Origin of the sequence: Lysinibacillus sp. BPa_S21, from assembly GCF_023337795.1 — a bacterium.
Lineage (GTDB): Bacteria > Bacillota > Bacilli > Bacillales_A > Planococcaceae > Lysinibacillus.
Genome location: NZ_JALIRS010000004.1, coordinates 117,389 through 142,753 on the forward strand (window position 1 = coordinate 117,389; position 25,365 = coordinate 142,753).

The window sequence follows — 25,365 nt, forward strand, 5'->3', positions numbered from 1 at the left end:
GTTTATAGTGAAGAGCTATTGGACTCCAGCGGGAAAGGGAGACAGACGAGACCTTGCACGGAGCGCAGTGGAGGAAACGACTCGACCTCGCCCGCGAGAAAACAAGAAGCCCGTAACAAAGATCAGCGTCTTTTAATATGAGTGGATAAAAATGGTTGATCGTCACGCCTGAAAAAGTATAAGAAAAATATTTTTTTATCATTCAATCCTTGTGATAACAAGCAGTTCGCATTCTGTTCGAAATTGCAAGAGTTGAATTAAAAAACTATATATAGTATCTTTTTAAAAGAGTTATACACAATATGTAGTGTTTAAAGACACATGATATTGTGTATTTATATTTTGTAAAGCAGAAAATAAGGGAGGCAAAACGATGGTACTCACAAATCATCAACCCGAAGTAAACAAATTTGAACAGTTAAACAAAGATATTGAACAATTTCCACAGGTTCATCCTGTAACGCCTGATATGCACATTACACATAAAGGTGTATCAAGACTTGTAATGATCGATCGCTACTCGTTTAAGGATACGGAAAAGAAAACGTTAAAAGCCGGAGATTTCGTCGTCTTAACAGTGAAGGCAGATCCAAAATTCCCTGCACGTGGTTTAGGGACAATCCAAAAGCTTGATATGTCTACTAAAACAGCAGAAATTTTGATCGAGGAAGATTACCGTAGTGCTATAGATGATCCAAAAGAGCAAGAAACGGGTGTGATTACACGTTCAATTGATGTGTTAGAAAAGCCTCTTGAAATATTTTATGAACAAATCGCAAAACGAAATGCTACTGGGCTTGCTGCTGTAGAAAAAACACCAGAGAAACGCCAAGAATGGTTTGAGAAGTTTTATGAGCAGTTAGTATCATTAAAATTCATTCCAGCTGGACGAGTTATTTACGGAGCTGGATCTGAAACGGATGTAACTTTCTTCAACTGTTACGTAATGCCATTTGTAGCAGATTCACGTGAAGGAATAAGTGATCACCGTAAGCAAGTAATGGAAATTATGAGCCGCGGTGGTGGTGTAGGGACAAATGGTTCGACATTGCGTCCGCGTAACACTTTAGCACGTGGTGTAAATGGTAAATCATCTGGTTCCGTTTCATGGTTAGATGATATTGCGAAACTGACTCATCTTGTCGAACAAGGTGGCTCGCGCAGAGGTAAACATAATCTAAGTGCTTCTGCGTAAACAAACCTCGTGAATTGCTGGGAACTCTTTAACGGAAATATTGTCACTTTAATCGAGGTGGGAAATATGGATGTTTATGATGCGAAACAGCCACAGACATGTTTAATATGTGGTTTTACAATAAATCATAAATGCACTGCTAGCTACAACGTAACTGGAAACGGTAAGCGTGAATGCTTGAAAATAGCAGTGGGATAAAGACAATCAGCAGCCAAGCCTCTTTCAGAGAGGAAGGTTCAACGACCATCGAAAGCACGCTATGTTAGCGGAAGTGAGTAGAGTAGGAGTGAAGCCACTCCGAAGTGCGAGGACATCTAATAAGATGTAAGATATGGTCTCAACTTCTATGGTGACATAGAGAGTGGGTATAGCGAACCCGCGTAAGAGAATCGGCACAAATGATTATGCTGGCAGATTGGCATCCTGATATCGTGGAATTTATTATTTCGAAAATGCAAAATCCACGTATTCTACGATACCTAATCGAAAATACAACGGATAAAACAATTATTCGTCTAGCAAAAGAAAAATTAAACTTTAAACCTCTTTCAACTCAAGAGGAAGCGATGTACCAAGGTATTGTTAACTATAAAGGTATCGAAGGCTTAGGTGGTTTTGATACAGCTATTATTCGCGAAGCAGAGAACAAACTTCGCGATGGCGGTACTTACACTGTTCACAATCCAGAGTTTTTAACTGGTGCAAATATTTCTGTAACATTAACAAAAGAATTTATGGAAGCAGTTGAAAATGACGCTGAATTCGAGCTTCGTTTCCCAGCTGTTGAAGAATATACAAAAGAAGAAATGGCTATTTACAACAATGAGTGGCATAAAGTTGGAGATGTGCGCGAATGGGAGAAAATGGGCTATAAAGTACGCACTTACCGCACGATTAAAGCGAAGGAATTATGGAATTTAATCAACGTTTGTGCAACGTACTCTGCAGAACCAGGTATTTTCTTCATCGACAACGCCAATGACATGACTAACGCAAAAGCTTACGGTCAAAGCGTTGTAGCGACAAATCCGTGTGGTGAACAACCACTTGCACCATATTCTGTGTGTAACTTAGCAGCTGTGAACTTAGCACAGTTTGCAAATAAAGAAGATCAAACAATTGATTACGAAGCACTGCGTGAAACAGTTCGTGTTGGTGTTCGTATGCAGGATAATGTAATTGATGCTACACCATACTTCTTAGAAGAAAACCGTGTACAAGCTCTTGGTGAGCGTCGTGTTGGCTTGGGCGTAATGGGCTTAGCGGACTTACTAATTTATTGTGAGAAAGAATACGGTTCAGAAGCGGGTAATGAGCTAGTTGATGAAATCTTTAAAACGATTGCTGAGACTGCTTATGAGGCGTCAACAGAGCTAGCAAAAGAACGTGGCAGCTTCCCATTCCTTGTAGGAGCAACAGAGGAAGAGACAGCACGTTTACGTAAAGCATTTACTGAAACAGGCTTTATGCAAAAAATGCCTGCGCACATCAAAGAGCAAATTTTAGCAACAGGTATTCGCAACTCACATTTACTGACAGTAGCTCCAACTGGTTCTACTGGTACGATGGTTGGCGTGGCAACTGGTCTTGAGCCTTACTTCTCGTTCACATATTACCGTTCTGGTCGTCTAGGTAAGTTCATCGAAGTAAAAGCGGAGATTGTACAAGAATATTTAGAACGTCATCCTGAAGCAAATGAAAATGAACTTCCTGAATGGTTCGTTACAGCGATGGAGTTAAAACCAGAGGCGCATGCTGATGTACAATGTATCATCCAAAAATGGATTGATTCATCTATTTCAAAAACTGTAAACGCACCAAAAGGTTATACAGTACAACAAGTTGAAAAAGTGTACGAGCGCTTATATAAAGGTGGCGCTAAAGGTGGTACGGTCTATGTGGATGGTAGCCGTGATTCACAAGTACTGACACTGAAAGCTGAAGAAAATGATATGGATCAACTATCATTTGAGGAAGAATTAGTAGAAGTACCAACAAAGCGTCCGGTTGTATTAGTAGATACAATCCAAGCATTAGAATCGACAACAGTTATTGGTTCGGATGTAGGGAATACTTGCCCTGTCTGCCGCAAAGGAACTGTAGAAGAAATCGGTGGCTGTAATACATGTACAAACTGTGCTGCACAGTTAAAATGTGGACTATAAGCCATTTATAAAAAAGAAGCGATGTTAAAATAAACTCGTGAAGCTTTGGCCCCTTTGGATATGATTATCTAAAGGGGTGTTTTTGTGTCGAAAAGAAAAATCGATAGGTGGATTAAAGAGGGGGAGGAACTGGCAGCAGTGGTATCCGTCTTGGTTTAATATTAAAGATCAGTAAAGGACACGCCATAAATAAAAGGTAGCGTATGATTCCCAGTTTTTCCACGGAATCGATATTTCTAAAATTTCATCTTTTGTAGGCTTTCGGTCCATATTACGTACTATTTTTATCGAATTAATAAGACCCACATCATCGATTGGAAAAGCACTCTGGAACCTGAGGCAGCGCATTAAAACATAATTGGCTGTCCAAGGACCAATTCCTCTTATTTTCATTAAGTTTTTTTCAGCATCTTTAAAGTTCATTTTCATTAATTTTTCCTTAGATAATTCGCCGCTTGCCATTAATCTAGCGATTCCAATGATATATTCACTTTTTTTTACCGTCATTTTAATATCTGCTAGGTCGGTAGGAGTTAACTGTGCAATTCGCTCGTACTGTGGGAACACCCAATACTTTTTACCATTCCATTCGATGGCATCGCCAAATGCTTCTACAAATTGCTTCTTTAAGATGTACGCAAAGGCTAAGTTAATTTGTTGCCCTAAAACTCCCCAACATAAAGCTTCAAATAAATCGGGAATGCCAATCACTCGCAATCCATAGAATTTTTGGGCAGGCATTTTTAGGTATGGGTCTGCTTTTGCCATTTCATAAAATGGCGTTAAATCGTTATCAAGATCAAACCATTCATAAATATATTTTACAATCTCTTCCCGTTTCCACTTTTCCATAGGTCTCATATTATTTAGGAATTGAACAACCATTTGTTTATTATTGATTACGCTTACCTGTACTAAGGACCGAATTTCCCCAATGGCTATAGCTTTTGTCATAATATCGTTCTCTATTTCATACATGCATTCATTTTTTTCCCTTGTTAGATAGCCTAGGTTAGCATTCATGTCGAAATTGTCAGGTAATGTAATGACAATAACATCATTAAATTCATGCCATTTCACTTTTTCATTCTCCTCATCGTATTACGATTTTCTATACCTTTAATTTATCATAAAATAATCTTACCTAATTTTGTTATCTTGCTATTACATTCTAAACATCTTATTTTTTTCTAATTATGAGGTTATAGTGTTAGTTATCAAGAATGCTGATTAGGAGTTGAAAAAATGATCGAAGATATAAAAACACGTGTTGAAAACTTAAATTGGGATTCTATTCAAAATGAATTAGATGGGCAAGGATTTGCAAAGCTTCCAGTAATTTTAACAAAAGAGGAATGTGAATTCTTCATAGACTTGTATTGTGAGGAAGAGCCATACAGAACGACCATCAATATGACGAGATATCGCTTTGGGAATGGGGAGTACAAATATTTTTCCTATCCATTACCTGAAATCATCCAAAGTTTAAGAGAGTCTTTTTATCTACAATTGACCAAAACAGCCAATCGGTGGTTGCGTTTTTTTAAGAAAACAGAACAGTTTCCAGCTCATCTTCAAGATTTTTTGAACACCTGTGCAGAATATGAACAATCTAGACCGACACCTTTACTATTAAAGTATGAATCAGGCGGCTTTAATTGTTTGCATCAAGATTTATATGGCGACGTATTTTTCCCGTTTCAAGTAGTATTTGTTTTAAATCAACGAAATAAAGACTTTTGCGGTGGAGAATCTCTATTAGTGGAACAAATTCCTCGTGCTCAGAGTAGGGGCCATGTCATTACTTTAGAACAAGGCAGTGCGCTGATTTTTCCTACTAACCATAGACCTGTTTTGGGTAAAAAAGGATATTACAAAAATACGGTTCGTCATGGAGTAAGCACGGTTACGGCTGGAGAACGATACGGTCTTGGAATCATTTTTCACGATTCTAAATAAAGTGAAACTTTGATCAGTGGGGGTTTTCTTCATCCCCCACTGATCATTAGTTAAACCAATCGGGCTTTTACGGGCTGTTATCTCCTCCTAAACTTCTCCGATTTCTCTATGTTTTGAGGTTGGAGTTTTACAGCCCGTAAATGCGGGATAAAAATTAAACTTCAATATCTTGCTATTTCATTCCCAGAACTATACATTCTGAATTCATAGGAAGTATATTGTAAGAAGAAGAGGTGAGATAAATGCCGGATAGTATCAAAAATGGACATAAAGAGAGTCATGATTTTAGAATGTTGAATGATGTTGAAATGATCACAGATGAAAAGTGGCAAGCCATACTAAATAATGATGCAGCGTACAATAATCAATTTTTCTACGCTGTAAAGTCGACAGGGATATTCTGTAAACCATCCTGTAAATCTCGCGTTCCGAAAAAAGAAAATGTATGCATTTTTCCAAACGCAGCACAAGCTCTTCGCGCAAATTTTCGCCCTTGTAAACGTTGCAAGCCTACTAATGAAAATTTGCCTGATAGCGAGTGGGTTGATTTAATTACGGAATACATTGATCAAAATTTCACAGAAAAATTAACGCTAGAATCGTTAGCAACTATTTGTCATGGAAGTCCGTATCATATGCATCGAACATTTAAAAAGATTAAAGGAATTACGCCGGTTGAGTATATACAACAAGTTAGAGTAAACGCGGCTAAAAAGTATTTGATTCAGACAAATAAAACGATAGCAGATATTGCCATATGTGTGGGTATGGCTAATGCCCCTTATTTTATCACGTTATTTAAAAAGAAAACGGGACAGACACCGGCACAATTTCGTCAAATGAGTAAATTGGAGGAAAAGTACAATGGAAACAAAGAATAAACCTACCCTTTATTGGTCTTTACTAAAGTATAAAGATTGGCATTTTTATCTTGCTTGCACTCAAAAAGGGCTTGTGTTTGTAGGTTCACAGAACAAACCATTCGAGGAATTATTCGAATGGGCTAAGAAACGTTTTCCAGGAAGTCCATTTGTTGAAGATGTTGAAAAGCTTGAACCCTATGTTGTTGAAATCACACAGTACCTAGAAGGAAAGCGAAAAACCTTTACTGTTCCATTTGAGTATGTAGGTACGCAATTTCAGTTAGCAGTATGGCAGGCACTTTGTGAAATTCCTTATGGACAGACGAAATCCTATTCTGACATTGCCAATGATCTAAATAAACCAGCAGCTGTTCGTGCTGTGGGCGCAGCTATTGGGGCTAATCCGGTATTAATTACTGTTCCGTGCCACCGTGTAATAGGAAAGAATGGCTCATTAACTGGCTATCGGGGTGGATTAGAAATGAAGACACTGCTCTTGGATTTGGAAAAACGTGCTTCATGTAGCAATGAGTAAATGGAGGTTCCGTCATGAAAAGTGAATTATTTTATAAAAATCCGAAAACCATTTTGAATAAAGGGACTGGCTTTCTTTCTGGCTATACACATTCACTAAATCCTTACACAGGCTGCTCATTTGGATGTTCCTATTGTTATGTACGCGAAATGCCAGTAGCTCTTTTTCGAGAAGGGGAATGGGGAAATTGGGTCGATGTTAAAAGCGGAGCTGCGAATTTATTAAAAAAGGAGCTTCATCGCGCCAAAACCAAAGGGAATGTAACGATTTTTATGTCATCAAGTACAGACCCGTATCAACCTATAGAGCAGAAGGAAAAGGTGACGCGATCTTTACTAGAAGTTATGGTAGAAGACCCTCCTGACTTCCTATTAGTACAGACTAGAAGTCCGCTAGTAAGTCGAGATATCGATTTGCTGCAACATTTTAAAGATAAAGTTCGAGTAAGTATGACAATTGAGACAGATTCGGAAACGATACGCAAATATTTTACGCCAAAGGCACCCCCAATCCAGTCACGTTTTAAGACGTTGGAAAAATTAGCAGCAGCGGGAATACCGACCCAAGTTGCTATAGCCCCCATCTTACCGAGTGGGGAATATTTTCCTGTGAAATTAAAGCCATTTGTCGATCGGATATGTATCGATGACTACTTCATGGGCGATGGCAGTGGTGGAAAACGCACAAGCAAACTTGGTATGGAGAAAAAGTATGCCCAACTTGGTTTAGAAGAATTGTATGGACCACATGTAATTGAAAAAGTATATAACCGATTTATTGAAATCTTTCCGGAAAATCAAGTTTATGTGAGCCAGGCTGGGTTTGAGCCGTGAAAAATAGGAAGTGATAGCATGTATGAAAAGTAGCTGAAAATAGAAAAAAGACATTCACCCTGATAGGTGCCGATATACATCCGTATCAAAGTAATACACCGGGTATTTTTGGTGGATATCGACCGAGTAAATTATATGGAAGATTAGATTGTCCCTCTGCGCTTAGAGCTATAGCAAAAGGGGGATACGTTAAACATCGTGTCACGAGAATCGCAGTGATATATACCCGTACATTTTTCATGTTGTTTCAATTTCATTAACCTCTTTACTTCTCCTTATCTCCGTTTCATACTGCGGATAAGACTTTTTGTTTCTTTATCCACACGATTAGATTCTGTAATTTTTTGCAAGGCTTTATTATATGTAAAATCATCGAGCGTGTTGTTTCTCAAATATTCCATTGTTGGACCGGGAAGTTTCACATAACAGATAGAGACAGCCCACGCCACAGCCATTTTGGCATAAAACCCTTCATGCTTTACACGATCCAGGAGCTTGAGTACCCTTTCGATGTATTCGGTCTAAATATAATAGTTTAGGAGCATAACCACTCCAAAGCGTATCTCATATTCATTCTTAGAAGAAAGATAGGGCTGTAAAAACGCCCATACACGCTCTTTATTTTCCTTTGTAGATTTAAGACCTGTACAAAAGCTGTCACATACCGACCAATTATCAATTTTTGGTACGAACGAGGCCACGTAAAACAGGCGTTCTTCAATATCTGTCTTAATATAGCCAATAACCATACCTTGCAGCATGATTTCCTCAAAATATTCATCTTTTGCAGTTTTAAGGTACGTTCGCCAATCACCCTTTGCAATTTTTTTAGCTATTTTACGAAGCTCTGGTAGCCGAACACCTAATACATTGTTAATTGTAGGTATAAGTGCGGCAGAAAATTTTTGATAGTCTGTATCAATGAGTTCAAACATTTGTTTTCTAATTATTTTTTCCATGGGCTCTCCTATTTGTATAATTTCTTTACCTTTCCTATTTGACAACCTTACTATAACTGATTATTTTCTGTAAAAGCCAAGAATTGAATATAACAGCAAGATATCGAAACAAAAGGGTCATTACTATTTGTGTTAAATGCTTTTTTGCAATATATCTTTCTCTTAATGGTTGGAGTTGGTTTATTACTTGGAACAATCTTTACCGACAAGCAGGTAGGAGTTATTTCAACGGAAGATGCGAGCTCACAATTAATAATTGATGTTATGTAGTAGGATTTTCAGGAAGTATTGGCGAAATGTTATAAATATAAAGGGGGAGGTTGTATGTCAAGATTACCAATTATCGTAGCTCCGATGTTTTTAGTTTCTAATCCTAAGATGGTTATTGAAGCTAGTAGAGCAGGGGCTATCGGATCTTTTCCACTATTAAATGCGAGACCCGCTTCAGCTTGTGCTGAGTGGCTTGAAGAAATAAAAAAAGCGTTACCTACAGAGCCATGGGCAGTTAACTTTATTTGTCATCCTGTTGCGAATACACGTTTTGAAGAAGATTTGCAGTTAATTGAACAATTTCAGCCACCAATTGTCATAACGTCACTTGGTAATCCAAAGAGAGTGATAGACATTGTGCATGGCTATGGAGGAAAGGTTTATGCAGATGTTGCGAACGTCAAGCATGCCGAAAAGTCTGCTGCAACGGGTGTAGACGGACTAATCCTTGTTTGTGCAGGTGCCGGTGGGCATGGCGGGCAATTGAATCCATTTGGCTTTGTATCTGCTGTTAAGAAATTCTTCAAGGGGACAATCATTTTATCGGGCTCTATCTCTAGCGGTGCTGACGTACTAGCTGCTCAAATAATAGGAGCGGATTATGCCTATATGGGTACACGTTTTTTAGCTTGTGATGAAGGAAATGCACCAGAGGCGTATAAACATATGGTAATTGAAAGTGATACCTCTGATATTTTATACACCGATGCTTTTAGTGGTGTCCATGTGAATGTATTAATTCCATCCTTATTAAAGGAGGGCATTGATCCAGCAACTTTGAAGCCAAGAGAGGATGTTGATTTAACACATCTTGTTAATGTCAAAGCATGGCGAGATATTTGGTCAGCCGGACATGGTATCACCAATATTGTCAAACAAGAGTCCGTTCGAGAAATATTCATCACATTGGAAGAGGAATACGAGCAAGCAAAGCAGCAAATAACTTCTGTACAGCCATCGTAAAAATTATAAAAAAGGGCAAGTCCAACCAAAATGCAGTTGGGCTTGCCTTTTAACTTCTTATCGATTGTAGACTCAATGATGCCGAGACATCATACATTTTTTAATCGTGATTCAATGTAGCTGCGATTTCTGGCTGTTGCTCAACTTGTAACAGCATATTGAAAGACGCGATGGCTACTTCTACTTGGTCATCCTTAGGCTCACGAGTTGTCAGTAATTGTAGCCATAAGCCTGGATAACCAAGGAAGCGTAATACTGGAATATTACGACATGCATTTGTTGCTTGAAGTACTTCAAATGATATACCAAGAACGACTGGAATTAATAGAATACGGTCCAAAATGCGTAACCAAAGTGGATCAGTTGGTACGAAGAAATATAAAAACATGCCGACAAACACAGTGAACAGCATAAAACTACTACCGCAACGATAATGTAAGCGTGATTGTGCTTGTACATTTTCAACGGTTATTTCCATACCAGCTTCATAGCAATTTATAACCTTATGTTCAGCACCATGATATTGGAATACTCGTTTAATTAGTGGAGTTAAAGATATAAAATATAAATAGGTAAGTAATAAAATTAGCTTAATGCCACTTTCAAGTAATATCTGACCAGTTTTGCCTTCTATCCATTTAGAGAAAAAATCTGCAATAAATACTGGAATTAATGTAAAGGCAAATTTACCAAATAAAAAGGAAAGAATACCTACAACTGCAACTCCTAAAATCATTTGAAGCTTCGAGCCTTCCTCTTTATGATCTTCTTCTTCGCCAGGTGTAACGTCGTAACGGTCACCTGAAAATTGCATATGGCGAGAGCCTAAACCAGCGGATTCAATCAGTGCCACAACGCCTCGTACCAATGGAATTTTTTTTAGTTTTTGTAAAATAGGATTTTGAACTTTTTTGAAATGATAATAATCAATGGAATCATCGTTACGGCGAATAGCAGTAATCGTATGTTCCTTTCCTCCGAACATTACACCCTCTAATTGTGCTTGTCCCCCGTATACAGGTGAATTGCTCAAGGCTAACACCACTCTCTTTATATATTTCAACTGTACCATTGTACTAAATTTAGTGAAAAACCTCTAGAGTTACGCATAGTAAAATTTCTATATGGTTACACTAATCGTACAATTAAGGAAATGATTTACGTTAGAACATAAACTCGTGGTACAGGTTAGGAGGACTTTTTCTTGAAAGTAGCTAGTATAACATCACTCATCAGCGCAATTGTTTTAGCATTGTGTTTAAAGGGACTTCATTACTTTCACCTCATTAAATGGAATCCAATAGGTTTTTATAAGAAGTGGGATTTGTTCGAGGGTAGTTCCAAACTATTTCAATGGAGCTTTCTTATCTTAGTATTATTTCTTATTGGATTTTTATTATATATTACGTTGAGATATGTCTATATTATTCCAGCTGTGCTGTCTTCCTTTTTGCTTGGCCTTTTTGTGTCAATGACATTAGAATGGATTGTTCTTGATTTGCCTTTACAATCTTCTTCCTTTAAAAAACTATCGATCCCTTTCATGGTCATTATTATTTGTCTATTACGTTTCTTGCTTGAAACGGCTAATTTTCATCAGAAGGAGCACACAGCACAAAAAGGAAATTAGTTGCTGTATGCGCCTTCTATGATAAAATAATGGCAAGTACATAGAAAGAGGCGAATATGCGTGAAGTTATTATGTTTGAATGGACCTAACTTAAACCGACTAGGGAAAAGAGAGCCACATATTTATGGTAATGAGACATTAGAAGATGTGAAAAATAATATTCAGAATCTTGCGGCGTCTTTAGGTGCCACTGTCGAGTTTCGTCAATCTAATCATGAAGGGGTGCTTGTTGATTGGGTGCATGAAGCGGAGGACGAAAAATATGATGGTATAATCTTTAATCCCGGTGCATATACCCATACAAGCATTGCGTTACATGATGCAATTGCAGGGATTTCTGTGCCGGTTATAGAAGTACATATTTCCAATATCCATAAACGTGAGGCTTTCCGTCATCATTCTTATCTCGCTCCGGCATGCCTTGGTCAAATTAGTGGACTAGGTACGAAAGGCTATGAACTGGCACTACGCACATTTATCGAGAGGGAGAATTGATTATGTTGAAATTACAAAAGCTACGTAAGGCACTTCAGGAACAAAACATCGACGGCATTTTAATTACGAACGAGTACAATCGTCGCTATATGACTGGTTTTACAGGGACTGCGGGCGTAGCGATTGTGTCTCAAAATGATGCTGTATTTATTACGGATTTTCGTTATACAGAGCAAGCAGCTGCGCAAGTACAGGACTTCCGAATTGTCAAGCATGAGGCGACGATCATTGAAGAAATTGCAACGCAAGTAAAAAACATGGGTATCAAATTATTGGGCTTTGAGAAAGATACTGTTAGCTTTGGCACATATGAGCTGTATAAAAATAAAATTCAAGCTGATTTAGTACCGATTTCTGGGCTAATTGAAAAAATTCGCTTGATTAAGACGCAACAAGAGATTAATATTATTAAGGTTGCGTGTGAAATTGCTGATCACGCATTTACACATATCTTAAACTTCATCAAGCCAGGTAAAACAGAGCTTGAGGTTTCGAATGAATTAGAATTTTTCATGCGTAAACAAGGAGCAACTCAATCTTCGTTTGATACAATTGTTGCGTCTGGTCTTCGCTCAGCTTTACCACATGGTGTTGCAACGAATAAAGTGATTGAAAAGGGCGACTTTGTCACATTAGACTATGGAGCGCTTTACAATGGCTATATCTCGGATATTACACGTACGGTGTCAGTTGGTGAGCCATCTGAAAAATTAGTGGATATGTACAACGCAGTACTTGCTTCCCAACTTTTAGCACTTGAAAAGGTTGGCCCAGGCTTAACAGGGATTCAAGCAGATGCGATTGCACGTAACTACTTAAGAGAAAAAGGCTATGGCGAGGCATTTGGACATTCATTAGGACACGGGATTGGTCTTGAAGTACATGAAGGCCCTGGCTTATCGGTGCGTTCAGAAGCGGTGCTAGAGCCAGGTATGGCCGTAACGATTGAACCAGGAGTTTACTTACCTGAAATCGGTGGTGTACGTATCGAGGACGATATTTTAATCACAGAGACAGGTAATGAGCTGCTAACTCATTCGTCAAAAGAACTTATTATTTTATAAACTTTGGAGGAACACAAATGATTTCAGTAAACGATTTCCGTACAGGTCTAACAATTATTGTAGATGGCCAATTATATCGCGTGTTAGATTTCCAACACGTTAAACCAGGTAAAGGTGCTGCGTTCGTGCGCTCTAAACTACGTAACCTACGTAACGGTTCAGTAAATGAAAAAACTTTCCGTGCTGGTGAAAAAGTTGAAAAAGCACAAATTGATAACCGTAAAATGCAATACCTTTATGCACAAGGTGACGAGCATGTATTCATGGACTTAGAATCATATGAGCAAACTGAACTTTCTTCAGATGCAATTGAATATGAATTAAAATTCCTAAAAGAAAACATGGAAGTGCATATCCAATCTTACCAAGGTGAAATGTTAGGTGTTGAATTACCAAACACTGTTGAGTTAGAAGTAACAGAAACAGAGCCTGGTATTAAAGGTGATACAGCTTCTGGTGGTACAAAACCTGCAACTCTTGAAACAGGTCTTATTGTACAAGTACCATTCTTCGTTAACCAAGGTGACATGTTAGTGATCAATACGGAAGAAGGTTCTTACGTTTCTCGTGCGTAATGAATAAAAATATCCAACCTACTCTTTTCTTACAAAAGGGTAGGTTTTTCTTTATACATATAAAGCTAAAGAGATCGAACTTTGTGACATTTGATAGAGATATAACAACTTTTTTTTACGAGTATAAAAATTTGTTTCTATCATTTGGTACATGGTCATAATTGGAAGAATTGTATACAATAATAGTAAGGAGTGAATGCTATGTTACAAACAACATTTGATATACCAAATTCAATCATACAGGCACCAATGGCTGGTGTAACTACGCCAAAATTTGTTGCTGCCTGTGCGGAGGAAGGTATTTTAGGCTCAATTGGAGCGGGCTATTTAGACGGCGAGCAGACGAAAAACTTTATTCAGGAAGTTAAAAAGCTAACGAAAAAGCCATTTGCTGTTAATTTATTCGTACAAGAAGAGCCGCGTATTGATATCGATGTACTTCAAAAAGCTCGAATGGCTTTACAACCGTTCTATGATGAGCTTGGACTTTCACCTGTACAGAGTGTCATGTCCAAGGAAGTATTTAAAGATCAAGTGCAAGCTGTTATTGATGAAAATGTGGCCATTTGTTCCTTTACATTTGGACTGCCTTCTGAAGAGGTCATTCAGCGTTTAAAGGATAACAATGTTTATCTTATTGGAACAGCTACTACCTTAGAGGAAGCAAAGCGTGTAGAACAAGCAGGCATGCAAGCTGTTGTCCTTCAGGGTGGTGAAGCTGGTGGTCATCGTGGTTCCTTTACAGAACCAATGCAATTAGTTGATTTGCATAATTTACTTCAGCAAGTAGTAGGACAAATTTCCATACCGATTATTGCTGCTGGAGGCATTGTTACAAAGGAAGATGTTAGCAAAGCACTAGCAATGGGTGCTCAAGCGGTTCAAGTTGGAACAGCCTTATTAGTAGCAGATGAGTGTGAAATTTCATCTCTCTATAAAAATGCCTTGCTTGAATCGAAAGCACAGCAGACGACGATTACGCGTGCTTTTTCTGGTAAACCAGCAAGAGGCTTAGCAAATGATTTTACGGAGCGTATGAAGGATGCTGTTGTTGCACCTTATCCATTGCAAAATGATCTAACGTCAACTATTCGTAAAGAAAGTGCAAAACAGGGTAAAGCCGGTTATTTATCAATGTGGATGGGAGAAAAGAGCTATTTAGTGAAACAACCAGGGACTGTGAAAAGCATCATTGAAAAGTTACTTTAACTTCATTCAGCAATTTTATAACAGATATTTTGTGTCAGCTAAAGAAGTCAATACAGTTTTAAGGTAATCTTCAGCGGGGATTCAAACATCCGCTGAATTAAAAGAACTCTATACGTAGGTATGAGGGTACTAAAAAACTTACTTTTTTATCAGATAAATTAAGGCACTTCTTGTTCAATTTTGAACAGGAAGTGCCTTATTTCTGTCTCTATTCCTTATTCGTTTAGTAGCTTTAAAATCCGTTTAAAATTAACAGCGAATATCGTTGTGGTACCATGAATTTTCATGCTAAATAGACCCACAGTCGATGCCGTATCATACCCGTGCCCGTTGTTTAATTCATTATTCTTCGCTTCTATTTTGCAGCGATTTGTGGCTAACTGCTTAAATACTTCTCGTTCGGCATGTGTATCCGATTTAATTGTGACAGAATGTGTTTGACTCTTTGCGCCTTCTTTTTAACAGCCCTCTTTCATTGGACATACTTTTCATTTTTCGATATCAAAATAATATGTCTGACTTTGACTCTTACTCGTTCCTTTTTAACCCGTACGAGTTTTTCTTGTCGAGAGATGACCGGCCTTATATACAAACATTCCAACATCTTTTTATGATACATTGCGTTGTTTGGAGAAGCATCGCTCGACTCCTGCGGGAAAGCGAGACAGACGAGACCCCACACGAAGCGAAGCGTAGGAGGAGGCTCGGCGCTCGCCCGCGGAAAGCGAGCGGAATGCTTCGGAAAACAACAGTAGAATCACAGTGCCAAAAGAAAAAAGCAAGGTATTCAATGATTGAATCTTGAATACTTCGCAAAATGAGAAGATATGGATTTTTTCAGTGCCCTCCGTATGTATGGAGGTCTTTTTTTTTTTGTAGCAACATATATTGCTGTACACGAGGGGGCGTATGAAATGGAATTACAAGACGTATTAAGAGTCGCTGGAGTGGGACTAGTAGTTGCGCTTCTTCATGTCTTCTTTGATCAAACAGGAAAGAAAGAATTTTCATTCTTCCTATTTTTCATTGCTTACTTATATATGACAGCGGAATTACTGCGATTTTTACGTCTATTTTTCAATGAAATCCTTACATTCTTCCAATGGCTGACCTCTTCTGGGTAGGTAAATGGAAATTGTCATCATTGCTGTTGTCATGCTGCTTTTATTATTGCTTATAAAAGAAGTCATACAGCCACTCCATGCGCTAATTAGTGTAATGTTTTCGTTTTTGTTATTCGGTATGTTGTTTTCGACACTCCTGTTGCCATTCATCAAGCAATTGCTTGAGACATTAGCTTTTTTGCCGTACGCGAAAGCAATTGTAGTCAGTGCTAGCCTTTTTTATATAGGGCAATGGGTGTCTGTTTTACTTGTAGAACAAAACTATAAAGTACTCGGACATATTGTCTATGATGGCGTCAAGATTGTTATATTGTTGTATTGGTTTAAGGAATTTTTGGCTGTTTTACAGGAGGTGTCGGCCATTTTACAACGGCTAAACTAAGGGGCGAAGACATTGCTAGAGCAAATATTTTCGTTTTTAACGGATCCATTCTTTCTATTGCTGAAGATGACGCTTATTTTGTGTGGCTATGTCATTATTATTTTGATTGTCAATATGATTTTACCAGATTTTGAAAAAGGGACAAGGATACTTTTTTTTCTGATTGTACTGGCAACTATAGGACCAGTCGTAGTGAATTCATTTAAATTAATAGACGAAATAGCACAAGGACTTGCTCATCTATTTACTGCATTTTATCCGATCCTTACTTCAAGCTTTCTTTTATCAAGCAGTATTACAGCAATAGCTTCTTGGCAGCCTTTTTTACTTTTTTTTGTACAAGTCTTAACAGTAATTAGTAGTAAATGGCTTATACCTGGAGTACTTTTCGCCATTGTTTTTGACGTTTGCAGTGTCATTGTCAAAGAAATTTCGTTTACGAGAATAGCTGAATTGATACGTTTTACCATTATGAGCATCGTCTCGGCATCTGTTATTTGTTACATCATTTTAATGTCGGCAAGTGGTGTAGCCGCCTTTAGTGTCAATGCAGCTGTTGCGGAGCCTGTAAAGAAATTAATAGAGGAAAATATTCCGGTTGTAGGTTCCTTTATAGTAGATAGTTTTTCGATGTTCCAGCATATGACACAGTTTTCCTCATCTATTAGTAGTATTTCTGCTTTTATAGCCGTTATTACCGTGTCGTTTATTCCAACAGTTCAGCTTGTTGTTAGTGCGTATTCGTTGAAAATGTTAGCGGCTATTTTAGAACCAATTGCGTTTGATGATATTTGTAAACTACTCGATCATGTTAGTAAATCTCTATTTACATTATGTGCTGTATCATTTCTAATTGCTTTTTCATTTATGTTTTCTTGTTTATTCCTCATCGTTTTTGTGCAAGTTATGGCCGGGGGGAGATAGATTGATTCTTTTATTGGCAATGCTCTTTATCTGTCAGATATTTGTGTTTCTAACAGAAGATAAAGAAATAATTTCACTTACAAAGCTTGTTATTACGTTAGTATTTTTGCAATTGCTATTAAAGATTCCATTTATCAATTCATAGGAGGAAACAAGCGTACATACACTTGAAAAAGAGAAGATGAAAGGAGGCAATGTACAAGTGATGTGGAAAAGACACGAAAAAAAACAACGTCATTTATAGTCTTAATGCTTATCGCTGCCTCCGTAGGAATTTTCATCATTTTACCAATGTATCAAACGAGTACAACGAATGGGCAAGTAACATCGAAGACCAATGAAGAAAAACTTGAGCAGACACTAAAGGCTATGAAAGGTGTTGGGGAGGTTAAAGTCTATTTTTATTACGGAGATATGACAGATAAGACGGATGACAATCAACTATTCAGTCAATATTTTCGAGGCACTGAACAAGGCACGAAAGAAGTAACAGGGATGCTAATTGTTTCAGAAGGAGCATCAGATATCTTTGTGAAAAATGAAATTCGTGCTGTAGTTAGTCAAGTAATGCAATTGCCGATTCATCGAATTATTATCGTTCCAATGGAGAATAAGGAGGAAAAGTAAATGCGCGTACGTAGAAGAACAGTTTGGTTTATGACATTATTAAGTCTAGTAGCGGTTATTTCAGTGTATTATTTGGTTGATCCAGCAAAACAATTTAATGGACTAACTATTTTCACAGATGACACATTACAGCAAACTGCGGTTACGGGTGTGACTGACAAAGAAGCAACGAAAGAGGGAGAGACGAAGGAAGTATCTTCTCCAAGTCATTTATTTGAAGAAATGCGCATGCAAGTTAGTGATGAAAGAAGCAAGCTTCGTTCGCAATTAGAGCAGAAAATCGGTTCCAAAGATTACACAGCAGAAGAAAAAAGTAAGGCGTATAACGATATGGATAACCTTATAAAACAAGAATCCTCTGAAGCAATGTTAGAAATGCTTATTAAATCTTCAGGTTACTCCGATGCGTTTGTACGAGCAGATGGTGATAAAATACAAGTAACTGTTATGGCAGAGGAACTATCAAAAGCTCAAGCAAATGAAATTATCTATTTAGTAAAAACAGAGATGGAAGGCGCAAATGACGTCATCGTAAAATTTAGTGCAAATAACTATTAAAAATTTAAAGATAAATAGGAATTTTCTGTGTATTAAATCACTATTGTTATATATCAGTATAATGAAAAGGCTTTCGTTTATTAAAGGAAAGCCTTTTATTTTGTTCATATTTACTTAATTTGCATTTAAGTATTTCAAATTGTTCGAAAAAAATATAAAATAGTGCTTGTAGTAGATTTTATTTCATAAGGAGAGTTAGAAATGTTCAAAATTCAAGAAATTCGTGAAATTATTAAATTAGTAGATTCTTCTTCAATTGACGAGTTCGTTTATGAAGTTGATGGCGCAAAAGTTAAATTAAAAAAGAATGGTGTTGTTGTTACTGAAACTGTAGCACCTAAAAAAGAAGTTGTTGCACCTGTTGTACAACAATCTGCACCAGCAGCAGCTCCTGTAGCACCAGCTACTTCAGCTCCTGAAAAAGCTGAGGAAGCACCAGCTGCGGCACCAGCAAATAACGACCCATCGTTACATAAAATTGTGTCTCCGATGGTTGGAACTTTTTATCAATCTCCAAATCCTGATTCACCAGCTTACGTTAAAGTGGGGGACAAAGTTGGTAATGAAACAATCGTATGTATCGTAGAAGCTATGAAACTATTCAACGAAATTGAAGCAGAAGTTCAAGGGGAAATCGTTGAGGTACTTGTTAAAGACGGTGAATTAGTAGAATACGGTCAACCATTATTCCTTGTAAAAGCTGAGTAAGGAGTGCACAATCATGAAAAAAGTTTTAATTGCAAACCGCGGCGAAATCGCTGTGCGAATCATTCGTGCTTGTAAAGAGTTAGGCATTCAATCTGTTGCTGTATACTCAGAAGCAGACGCTGACGCATTACATGTGAAATTAGCAGACGAAGCATATTGTATCGGACCAAAGCTATCAAAAGATTCATATCTTAGCTTCCCGGCTTTACTTAGCGTAGCAGAAAAAACTGGTGCAGACGGTATCCACCCAGGTTACGGTTTTGTATCTGAAAACGCTGACTTCGCTGAGGCTTGTGAAAACGCAGGCATTAAGTTCATTGGACCTTCATCAGATTCTATTAAAATTATGGGTATTAAAGACGTTGCACGTACAACAATGGAAGCAGCAGGTGTTCCACTTGTTCCGGGTACTGGTATTGTTCCAGATATCGAAACAGGTAAAGAGTGGGCTGCTAAAATTGGTTACCCAGTAATCATCAAAGCAACTGCTGGTGGTGGCGGTAAAGGTATCCGTGTCGCTCGCACAGAAGAAGACCTTGTAAAAGGCATTGAAATTACGCAAAAAGAGGCTGCTGCAGCATTCGGTAACCCTGGCGTATATTTAGAAAAATTCATCGAGTACTTCCGTCACTGTGAAATCCAAGTATTAGCAGATAGCTATGGTAACGTTGTACATTTAGGTGAACGTGACTGTACAGTTCAACGTCGTATGCAGAAATTAGTAGAGGAAGCTCCATCTCCAGCGCTATCTTCTGAGCGTCGTGCAGAAATGGGTGCCGCTGCCGTGAAAGCTGCTCAAGCTTGTAACTATGAAGGTGCCGGAACAATCGAGTTTATTTATGACTATCAAGAAGATAAATTCTACTTCATGGAAATGAACACTCGTATTCAAGTAGAACACCCAGTAACAGAAATGATTTCTGGTGTAGATCTTGTACAACAACAATTAAAAATTGCATCTGGTGAAAAACTTCCTTTCACGCAAGATGATATTCAATTAAATGGTTGGGCAATTGAATGCCGTATTAACGCAGAAAATGCTTATAAAAACTTCATGCCATCAGCTGGTACTGTAGATACTTACGTAACTCCAGGTGGCTATGGTGTGCGTATTGACTCTGCTGTATATGCTGGCTATACAATCCCACCATACTATGATTCAATGGTTGCAAAACTAATTGTTCATGCCAATACACGTGAAGAAGCGATCGCGAAAATGAATCGTGCGCTTAGCGAATTTGAAGTATCTGGTCCTGGGATCAATACAACAATTCCATTCCACCAAGCATTGATGAACAATGACGTTTTCAAATCAGCACAATTCAATACGAAGTTCCTAGAAGAGAATGATGTTTTGGGGACAAGCAAGTAATTGCTATTTGTGGATTTGGGGAATAGAATAGGGAATAGAACGCATTTCAAATATCGCAATAAAATTACCTTCTAACATTCAATTGTTAGGAGGTTTTTTATTTGGCTAGAAAAGGTCAGCGTACAGGGATTTTTGATTTAGAAGATGTGACAGTAGCTATACAGCTACCAAGTTTTGAGGGTACGTTTAAAGAGGAAGATACGATACTGATTACTCCACCAAAGTTAATGATTGATGTAGCTGAATTACATGAGGGTAGGAAAGGTGTAGAAATTAATAGTGCTTTGTTAATTGTGAAAGAGCAAATGCGTCTGTCGGGCGTTCGTAAAGCGACAATCAGTGAATATATTTATACTTTTAAACGTTTAGTAGATGCAATGAAAATTGAATACGTAGATGACATTAAATTGGAGTCTATATTTGGTTGGCTTGCGAGCTTAGGGGATATTTCGGATGTATCGAAACAAAGCCGTCTACGTGTCATTAAAGCTGTTTTAAATCGACTTTACGATAACGGGTGGATAGAGAGAAATTTTTGGAAAGACGTTCGTATACGTGTTGATACCAAGATTAAACTTCCTGCTGATGAGAAGCAAATATAGAACATGTAATAAATTATGGTGCATTAACGATTATAGAAGTTACTAGGTTATTATATAAATACTACGGTTTAGATAGAGAAAAAAGTAAATTTGATCAAAATGTTGGATTTAAGTATAAATCTATAAAAAGTAGAATGGGATATTAAAATTCTCATATTATTAATGAAACTTTCTAGCATCTAGTGCGTATAAGGTATTAATTAAAATAGAAGGGTGGTAAGGAAATGAGTTTGTTTGACGATATTGTAAAAGAGTTTCCTCGTCTTGAGGAGAAACAAGAAACATTAGCTAATACAGTAAAGAAAAAAGGATTTCAAGTTGTAGACACTTTAAAAGTTCAGGATAGCTTTGCAGGTGATGGAAATTACTATGAAACTTTTAGAGCGGTTTTAGAAGAAGATAATTTTGAGTGGTAGCTAAAGTTGAAACCAAAGATAAATATCCTTCATTTGGTAAAGATGATGAGCCATGGAGTAGCACTTTAGAAATGTGGGACAATGGTAAGAAAGTGAAAGAAAAGTCATACACTTTTTGGAAATGATATTAAAGAGCGTGGTCTTATTTTAGTCTCCCCTCAAAGTGAAGAGTAAAATCATTCTTTTACAGTAGACCTGTTGAGGTGTGCCAGAGCCATCTGAGAAGCTATAAAGTTCGTTCGCAGCGCTGTTGTGACTGTCAGAATAGCGTAAGTCATGTTTCTATAGAACGTTTTAAGGAGCATTTAAACTTGTTTTGGAGCGTGAAGGTCTAAGGGTGGGGCGTACTGTATGACATCACATCTAAGCCACCAGCGACTATAGAGTAGGAATAATACGAACTGTCAAACAAATGCCCGAAAACCCTTGGAAATCAATGGTTTTCGGGCACTTGAATTATCACGTTGCACGGCCCTGCAACACGAAGGGCAAAAATAATATTGAAACCATAATATAATTTATTCAAGAATAACATTCCGAAAGGAGGTTTTGTATGTTTATTGAAGATTTACAGCAACAAAAGATAGAGTGGAGAAAAAAAGGTTGGGCAATTCCCGACATTAGAGGTAGCAAACAAGATTGGTACAATCTTATTAAAGAACTTATAAGGTTAGTTGCTGATAATTTAGCCACAGATTTAGATTCACATCCAGACATAAATGGCGTATCAGAAACTTACACTTGGCGTTCTTATGCATCTTTTTTGAAAAGTATGGGGCTAGTCAGTAATCGAGCCGGGATTTTGAGCTTAACTGAAACAGGCCGTTCATTTTATAATAATTCATCAAAAAGACATTTGGCCGATTTAATACAAGATAAAGTTCGTCTTTTTGGCGAAGTATTAGTGTTTTTACAGACAGACGCCAAAAGAATCGAAGAGGTTGACAAGCAAATATGTGAAACTTTTTGCTTGAGTTGGGCTAATCTCAGCAATACTAGACGTAGAATGGATTGGCTTGAAGTTCTTGGTTTGATACAAGACGTAGGCAATCGAAAATGGGGATTAACACCTGAAGGTGAAAGCGCTATCAACGATTGGCGACTTGTGACAGCGGATGTTTTAGATTTACTTGAATCTGATTCAAGCGATATTGTTATTGCAGAACCTCCTGAAGAGATTGCCTCACTTTTACAGCATCTGTTTGATATTCCTGATGAACACAAAAAGCGCAGTACATATAACATTTGGGTGCCTAGTCCGAACCGAATCAATAATTTGAGGATTATTGTTCAATTTGCGCTTGAACGTGTCTCTAGAGCAGATTTATTTAAATTTGTTGAGGATGAATTTAGTTTAAAAACGAGCAGCGTTGAGTCTATGTTGCCTTTTTTAAAAGCTGCCGGGCTTTTAGAAGAAGTTGGTCGCAACGTTTATATTGCGACATCAGCAAGCAAAGCGTGGTGCGAAACCGGAAATGATTTGGATTTCATAAGGATTCTCCACTGCCATATGCGCTTTGTAGGGGAAATGATTCAAGCTGCCGAAAATGATTCGATTCGAAATGATATTTATGCACAAGCAAAAAACTATGGACTCAATACGGAAAAAGCTAGATGGATTGCTGGCTTTTTGCTTGAAGCAGGTTTGCTGGAAGAACCACGATATTTGCACTTGAAAGCGACCTCATTGGGCAAACAGTTTGTTTCCCGTTTGCCGTTGTCTAATGAGGTATTGAACATCGAAGATGGAACAAATGCGGATGAATCAAAGGAACCAGTTGTTGCTGCAAAACCTGAGCGAACAATGGCTGATGAATTATTTGATCGATTAGGTGAATCTTCAAAGGATCCTATGGCATTTGGAAAAGCTTCGGGGGTGGCTTTTGAAGAGTCTATTGCCGAAACATTCTGTTACATGGGCTTCGATGCTAAACGTATTGGTGGTGCTGGCGACACAGATGTAATTATTCGGTGGAAAGATAGCGAAGGAAAAAATATAATTGCTATTGCTGACGGTAAATCTAAGAGTTCGGGAACTGTATCTCATAGCGATATAAGTGATGTAGCAATTGATATGCATAAAGAAAAAAATAATGCTGATTATGTTGCTATCGTTGGGGCTAGTTTTAGTGGCGATACAATACGAAATCATGCCCGCAAGAAAAAGTTTGCTCTTATCACAGTTGAGGAATTAATTGAAGTGGCTCGCAGTACCCATGCCTTGGGATTATCATTAGATGAAATAGCATATATTTTTCAAGTTCCAGATGGGCTTTCAAAACTCGATGGACTTATGGAAGCAAAAAGGCGACAGATGGATATTATTACGCTTGTAATTTCTCAGTTTAGACAGGAACAAGAACTATTGGGTAATCTTTCTGCGCGTGATTTATACCTTTTGCTTAGGGCAACTGCTATTTCTCCTACTTTGGAAGAATTGATGGATGTTTTTGATATTCTTTCAAAACAAGAAATAGGCATACTTGTTCTAGTAAGCAAAGCATCTGCATCCGAGAACTCCACCTATATGTTAGCCCATGGAAAAAGTGCCGTGAATAGATTACGGGCAATTGTTTCTGCCATAGAAAGTGGGTTGTAAAACATCAAAAACACCTGCGATGATCGAGTGGGAATAGTTAAATTACAATTAGAAAAAGCTTGGAGAGCCATATTTTATAAGGTTTCTGCCAAGCTTTTTTGTTTTTTTATGATACCAATTAAAAGTGAATTATTAAATATTGTTTGATTTTTAAATGTATAATTGAAGTTAATTATGGTGGATTTATCTAAGGAGGTTTTTTGATATGCAACAGTTATTAGCAACTACTCATGTAGATTCACATGGCATGAAAATGACCAAGGAGGCTTTAGAAGGGGCAGTAAGACAGATTAATGGAAATATAGCTCCAGGAATGGGTGTTGAGCACGATGTTACGATACCGCCACTGGGAAAATTTGCCGAGGCGCTTATCCATGAATTACCAGATGGTGAATATGGATTATTTGCTACACCAATTCTCTATAGTGAGAAAAATCCTCATCCGTAAAACTTCCAAATGGAGAGTGGGGAAGGATGGATGTTTGGGAAGATAAGCGCCCATTTGCAGATAAGCATGAGGAAGTGCCTGAAGAAATGGAATTTTCTTATGACTTGGTCAATTTCGAATCGAATGATGAAATGGAGAAATTTTCAAAGAAACTTGAAGAAGGTGGATCCTTTAATCAACAACTTTTGATTAGAAAATCATTAATTCCAGATCCAGAGCTAATTATAAAACTAACACAACTTGGTATTTCGGCATTAGTAGCTTACAAAGTGCTTAATACTTTTGGGAAGAGAGTCAAAGAAGATTTAAATAACGATTTAATTAATATATACTCTAAAATTAGAAATGCAATGATTAATTATGCTAAATATTGCATTCCCCGATGTACATTAAATCCTTCAAATAATTTATAAGATCAAACTACTTACTGCTTCTTTCGCCAAACCTCTCCCAGCTACTTCATTTGAAAAACTATAACCAATCTCAACAGTGTCTTTCATATCTGTATACTATACAGATAAATCACCAACTACTTTAGTCTTGTATATAACGGCCAAACTTAACATTGATTCTTTAGTGAGTACACTGGTTGCTAGTTTCTTATTAAATCTTTCCTGTATATCTTCATGAGTCCACTTATTATGTAATAGGAACTTACATGTATCGTCATTATTGTAAATAGCAAATACATCCTGTAAATCAGTACTCTTAAAAGGTCTAATTATTAATCTATCCGTTGTGATTTCCAAGTTAGCTCTCCTCCCTCATACTCATTCTGTAAAATATTTACATAGAAATCGTAACATAGCAAAGTGGGATGGTATATATACATTGGGAGTAATTGACTGTCACTTCAAACCGATAAACGAAGAGGTCTAAATTGCTTAGTA

At 37.6% G+C, this 25,365-nt stretch carries 24 protein-coding genes and 5 pseudogenes; 24 read left to right on the forward strand and 5 right to left on the reverse strand.

Annotated elements, in window-relative coordinates; genetic code table 11:
* Window positions 1–373: 373 nt before the first annotated feature.
* Both MOK21_RS09025 and MOK21_RS09030 read left to right on the forward strand, forming a co-directional pair.
* Window positions 374–1,159: pseudogene (locus MOK21_RS09025) on the forward strand (ribonucleotide reductase N-terminal alpha domain-containing protein); the annotation flags it as partial.
* Window positions 1,160–1,578: 419 nt separating this feature from the next.
* Window positions 1,579–3,360, forward strand: a pseudogene (locus MOK21_RS09030) (vitamin B12-dependent ribonucleotide reductase); the annotation flags it as partial.
* 168 nt (window positions 3,361–3,528) lie between these two features.
* Here the strand turns inward: MOK21_RS09030 and MOK21_RS09035 are convergent.
* A complete protein-coding gene (locus tag MOK21_RS09035; RefSeq protein ID WP_249073611.1) occupies window positions 3,529–4,440 on the reverse strand; it encodes a DNA-3-methyladenine glycosylase family protein in 912 nt (303 codons plus the stop codon).
* Window positions 4,441–4,605: 165 nt separating this feature from the next.
* Between MOK21_RS09035 and MOK21_RS09040 the strand changes: the two genes are divergently transcribed.
* The 4 genes from MOK21_RS09040 to MOK21_RS09055 all read left to right on the forward strand — a co-directional run bounded on the left by MOK21_RS09040 (window position 4,606) and on the right by MOK21_RS09055 (window position 7,550).
* Entirely contained in the window at window positions 4,606–5,319 is a 714-nt protein-coding gene (locus MOK21_RS09040; protein WP_249073612.1) for a 2OG-Fe(II) oxygenase, read from the forward strand.
* 242 nt (window positions 5,320–5,561) lie between these two features.
* Complete coding sequence (locus MOK21_RS09045; RefSeq protein WP_249073614.1) at window positions 5,562–6,200, forward strand: bifunctional transcriptional activator/DNA repair enzyme AdaA; 639 nt, start codon at window positions 5,562–5,564, stop codon at window positions 6,198–6,200.
* The gene (adaB, locus tag MOK21_RS09050; RefSeq protein WP_249073615.1) at window positions 6,184–6,717 is read left to right on the forward strand and encodes a methylated-DNA--[protein]-cysteine S-methyltransferase; all 534 of its coding nucleotides are present in this window, start codon (window positions 6,184–6,186) and stop codon (window positions 6,715–6,717) included. Before MOK21_RS09045 ends, adaB begins: the two co-directional genes overlap by 17 nt.
* Before the next feature lie 14 nt (window positions 6,718–6,731).
* Window positions 6,732–7,550 carry an SPL family radical SAM protein gene (locus tag MOK21_RS09055; RefSeq protein ID WP_249073616.1) on the forward strand — a complete coding sequence of 273 codons (819 nt, stop codon included), beginning with the start codon at window positions 6,732–6,734 and terminating at the stop codon, window positions 7,548–7,550.
* Between the two features lie 275 nt (window positions 7,551–7,825).
* Here MOK21_RS09055 and MOK21_RS09060 read toward each other — a convergent pair.
* Window positions 7,826–8,509, reverse strand: a pseudogene (locus MOK21_RS09060) (DNA alkylation repair protein).
* A 324-nt stretch (window positions 8,510–8,833) separates the two neighbouring features.
* On the opposite strand from MOK21_RS09060, the gene MOK21_RS09065 reads away from it, so the two are divergent.
* Complete coding sequence (locus MOK21_RS09065; RefSeq protein ID WP_249073617.1) at window positions 8,834–9,742, forward strand: NAD(P)H-dependent flavin oxidoreductase; 909 nt, start codon at window positions 8,834–8,836, stop codon at window positions 9,740–9,742.
* A 100-nt stretch (window positions 9,743–9,842) separates the two neighbouring features.
* On the opposite strand, the gene MOK21_RS09070 is transcribed toward MOK21_RS09065, so the two are convergent.
* Window positions 9,843–10,814: a DUF1385 domain-containing protein gene (locus MOK21_RS09070; RefSeq protein ID WP_374110126.1), complete on the reverse strand. Its 972-nt coding sequence runs from the start codon at window positions 10,812–10,814 to the stop codon at window positions 9,843–9,845.
* Between the two features lie 132 nt (window positions 10,815–10,946).
* On the opposite strand from MOK21_RS09070, the gene MOK21_RS09075 reads away from it, so the two are divergent.
* The 5 genes from MOK21_RS09075 (at window position 10,947) to MOK21_RS09095 (ending at window position 14,715) form a co-directional block, all read left to right on the forward strand.
* Complete coding sequence (locus MOK21_RS09075; RefSeq protein ID WP_249073619.1) at window positions 10,947–11,372, forward strand: hypothetical protein; 426 nt, start codon at window positions 10,947–10,949, stop codon at window positions 11,370–11,372.
* 60 nt (window positions 11,373–11,432) lie between these two features.
* Window positions 11,433–11,867 carry a type II 3-dehydroquinate dehydratase gene (gene aroQ / locus MOK21_RS09080; RefSeq protein ID WP_249073620.1) on the forward strand — a complete coding sequence of 145 codons (435 nt, stop codon included), beginning with the start codon at window positions 11,433–11,435 and terminating at the stop codon, window positions 11,865–11,867.
* 2 nt (window positions 11,868–11,869) lie between these two features.
* Entirely contained in the window at window positions 11,870–12,931 is a 1,062-nt protein-coding gene (locus tag MOK21_RS09085; RefSeq protein ID WP_249073621.1) for a M24 family metallopeptidase, read from the forward strand.
* A 17-nt stretch (window positions 12,932–12,948) separates the two neighbouring features.
* On the forward strand, window positions 12,949–13,506 hold the full coding sequence (gene efp, locus MOK21_RS09090) for an elongation factor P (RefSeq protein WP_249073622.1): 558 nt from the start codon (window positions 12,949–12,951) through the stop codon (window positions 13,504–13,506).
* Between the two features lie 201 nt (window positions 13,507–13,707).
* On the forward strand, window positions 13,708–14,715 hold the full coding sequence (locus MOK21_RS09095; RefSeq protein ID WP_249073623.1) for an NAD(P)H-dependent flavin oxidoreductase: 1,008 nt from the start codon (window positions 13,708–13,710) through the stop codon (window positions 14,713–14,715).
* Window positions 14,716–14,930: 215 nt separating this feature from the next.
* On the opposite strand, the pseudogene MOK21_RS09100 reads toward MOK21_RS09095, so the two are convergent.
* Window positions 14,931–15,323 (reverse strand): annotated as a pseudogene (locus MOK21_RS09100) (transposase); the annotation flags it as partial.
* A 306-nt stretch (window positions 15,324–15,629) separates the two neighbouring features.
* Between MOK21_RS09100 and MOK21_RS09105 the strand changes: the two are divergent.
* From MOK21_RS09105 to MOK21_RS09160, 12 genes are all read left to right on the forward strand, one after another.
* Window positions 15,630–15,839 carry a hypothetical protein gene (locus MOK21_RS09105; protein ID WP_012295089.1) on the forward strand — a complete coding sequence of 70 codons (210 nt, stop codon included), beginning with the start codon at window positions 15,630–15,632 and terminating at the stop codon, window positions 15,837–15,839.
* 4 nt (window positions 15,840–15,843) lie between these two features.
* Entirely contained in the window at window positions 15,844–16,221 is a 378-nt protein-coding gene (locus tag MOK21_RS09110) for a hypothetical protein (protein ID WP_249073624.1), read from the forward strand.
* 12 nt (window positions 16,222–16,233) lie between these two features.
* Window positions 16,234–17,145 carry a stage III sporulation protein AE gene (locus MOK21_RS09115; RefSeq protein ID WP_249073625.1) on the forward strand — a complete coding sequence of 304 codons (912 nt, stop codon included), beginning with the start codon at window positions 16,234–16,236 and terminating at the stop codon, window positions 17,143–17,145.
* 1 nt (window position 17,146) lies between these two features.
* A complete protein-coding gene (locus tag MOK21_RS09120) occupies window positions 17,147–17,290 on the forward strand; it encodes a hypothetical protein (protein WP_199777723.1) in 144 nt (47 codons plus the stop codon).
* 62 nt (window positions 17,291–17,352) lie between these two features.
* Window positions 17,353–17,772, forward strand: coding sequence for a hypothetical protein (locus MOK21_RS09125; protein WP_249073626.1), 420 nt, complete (start codon window positions 17,353–17,355; stop codon window positions 17,770–17,772).
* The gene (locus MOK21_RS09130; protein WP_249073627.1) at window positions 17,773–18,330 is read left to right on the forward strand and encodes a SpoIIIAH-like family protein; all 558 of its coding nucleotides are present in this window, start codon (window positions 17,773–17,775) and stop codon (window positions 18,328–18,330) included.
* 201 nt (window positions 18,331–18,531) lie between these two features.
* Window positions 18,532–19,038: an acetyl-CoA carboxylase biotin carboxyl carrier protein gene (gene accB / locus MOK21_RS09135; RefSeq protein WP_249073628.1), complete on the forward strand. Its 507-nt coding sequence runs from the start codon at window positions 18,532–18,534 to the stop codon at window positions 19,036–19,038.
* Window positions 19,039–19,051: 13 nt separating this feature from the next.
* Complete coding sequence (gene accC / locus MOK21_RS09140) at window positions 19,052–20,410, forward strand: acetyl-CoA carboxylase biotin carboxylase subunit (protein ID WP_249073629.1); 1,359 nt, start codon at window positions 19,052–19,054, stop codon at window positions 20,408–20,410.
* Window positions 20,411–20,511: 101 nt separating this feature from the next.
* Window positions 20,512–21,012 (forward strand): phage integrase SAM-like domain-containing protein, encoded by a 501-nt coding sequence (locus MOK21_RS09145; protein ID WP_249073630.1) that lies wholly within the window; start codon window positions 20,512–20,514, stop codon window positions 21,010–21,012.
* A gap of 224 nt (window positions 21,013–21,236) precedes the next feature.
* Window positions 21,237–21,428, forward strand: coding sequence for a hypothetical protein (locus MOK21_RS09150; protein ID WP_249073631.1), 192 nt, complete (start codon window positions 21,237–21,239; stop codon window positions 21,426–21,428).
* Window positions 21,429–21,981: 553 nt separating this feature from the next.
* Window positions 21,982–24,027, forward strand: a complete 2,046-nt coding sequence (locus MOK21_RS09155) for a restriction endonuclease (RefSeq protein ID WP_249073632.1) — start codon at window positions 21,982–21,984, stop codon at window positions 24,025–24,027.
* Window positions 24,028–24,232: 205 nt separating this feature from the next.
* Entirely contained in the window at window positions 24,233–24,475 is a 243-nt protein-coding gene (locus MOK21_RS09160) for a hypothetical protein (RefSeq protein ID WP_249073633.1), read from the forward strand.
* Window positions 24,476–24,854: 379 nt separating this feature from the next.
* On the opposite strand, the pseudogene MOK21_RS09165 reads toward MOK21_RS09160, so the two are convergent.
* Window positions 24,855–25,224, reverse strand: a pseudogene (locus MOK21_RS09165) (GNAT family N-acetyltransferase); the annotation flags it as partial.
* Window positions 25,225–25,365 lie beyond the last annotated feature (141 nt).

Bases quoted from the DNA above. Each gene is read 5' to 3' on its own strand.
- MOK21_RS09160 (WP_249073633.1), top strand. From the start codon at position 24,233: ATGCAACAGTTATTAGCAACTACTCATGTAGATTCACATGGCATGAAA.
- MOK21_RS09065 (WP_249073617.1), top strand. From the start codon at position 8,834: ATGTCAAGATTACCAATTATCGTAGCTCCGATGTTTTTAGTTTCTAAT.
- MOK21_RS09150 (WP_249073631.1), top strand. From the start codon at position 21,237: ATGAGTTTGTTTGACGATATTGTAAAAGAGTTTCCTCGTCTTGAGGAG.
- MOK21_RS09040 (WP_249073612.1), top strand. From the start codon at position 4,606: ATGATCGAAGATATAAAAACACGTGTTGAAAACTTAAATTGGGATTCT.
- accC (WP_249073629.1), top strand. From the start codon at position 19,052: ATGAAAAAAGTTTTAATTGCAAACCGCGGCGAAATCGCTGTGCGAATC.
- MOK21_RS09105 (WP_012295089.1), top strand. From the start codon at position 15,630: ATGGAATTACAAGACGTATTAAGAGTCGCTGGAGTGGGACTAGTAGTT.
- MOK21_RS09055 (WP_249073616.1), top strand. From the start codon at position 6,732: ATGAAAAGTGAATTATTTTATAAAAATCCGAAAACCATTTTGAATAAA.
- MOK21_RS09095 (WP_249073623.1), top strand. From the start codon at position 13,708: ATGTTACAAACAACATTTGATATACCAAATTCAATCATACAGGCACCA.
- MOK21_RS09085 (WP_249073621.1), top strand. From the start codon at position 11,870: ATGTTGAAATTACAAAAGCTACGTAAGGCACTTCAGGAACAAAACATC.
- MOK21_RS09110 (WP_249073624.1), top strand. From the start codon at position 15,844: ATGGAAATTGTCATCATTGCTGTTGTCATGCTGCTTTTATTATTGCTT.
- MOK21_RS09070 (WP_374110126.1), bottom strand. From the start codon at position 10,814: ATGGTACAGTTGAAATATATAAAGAGAGTGGTGTTAGCCTTGAGCAAT.
- adaB (WP_249073615.1), top strand. From the start codon at position 6,184: ATGGAAACAAAGAATAAACCTACCCTTTATTGGTCTTTACTAAAGTAT.
- accB (WP_249073628.1), top strand. From the start codon at position 18,532: ATGTTCAAAATTCAAGAAATTCGTGAAATTATTAAATTAGTAGATTCT.
- MOK21_RS09155 (WP_249073632.1), top strand. From the start codon at position 21,982: ATGTTTATTGAAGATTTACAGCAACAAAAGATAGAGTGGAGAAAAAAA.
- MOK21_RS09045 (WP_249073614.1), top strand. From the start codon at position 5,562: ATGCCGGATAGTATCAAAAATGGACATAAAGAGAGTCATGATTTTAGA.
- MOK21_RS09130 (WP_249073627.1), top strand. From the start codon at position 17,773: ATGCGCGTACGTAGAAGAACAGTTTGGTTTATGACATTATTAAGTCTA.
- efp (WP_249073622.1), top strand. From the start codon at position 12,949: ATGATTTCAGTAAACGATTTCCGTACAGGTCTAACAATTATTGTAGAT.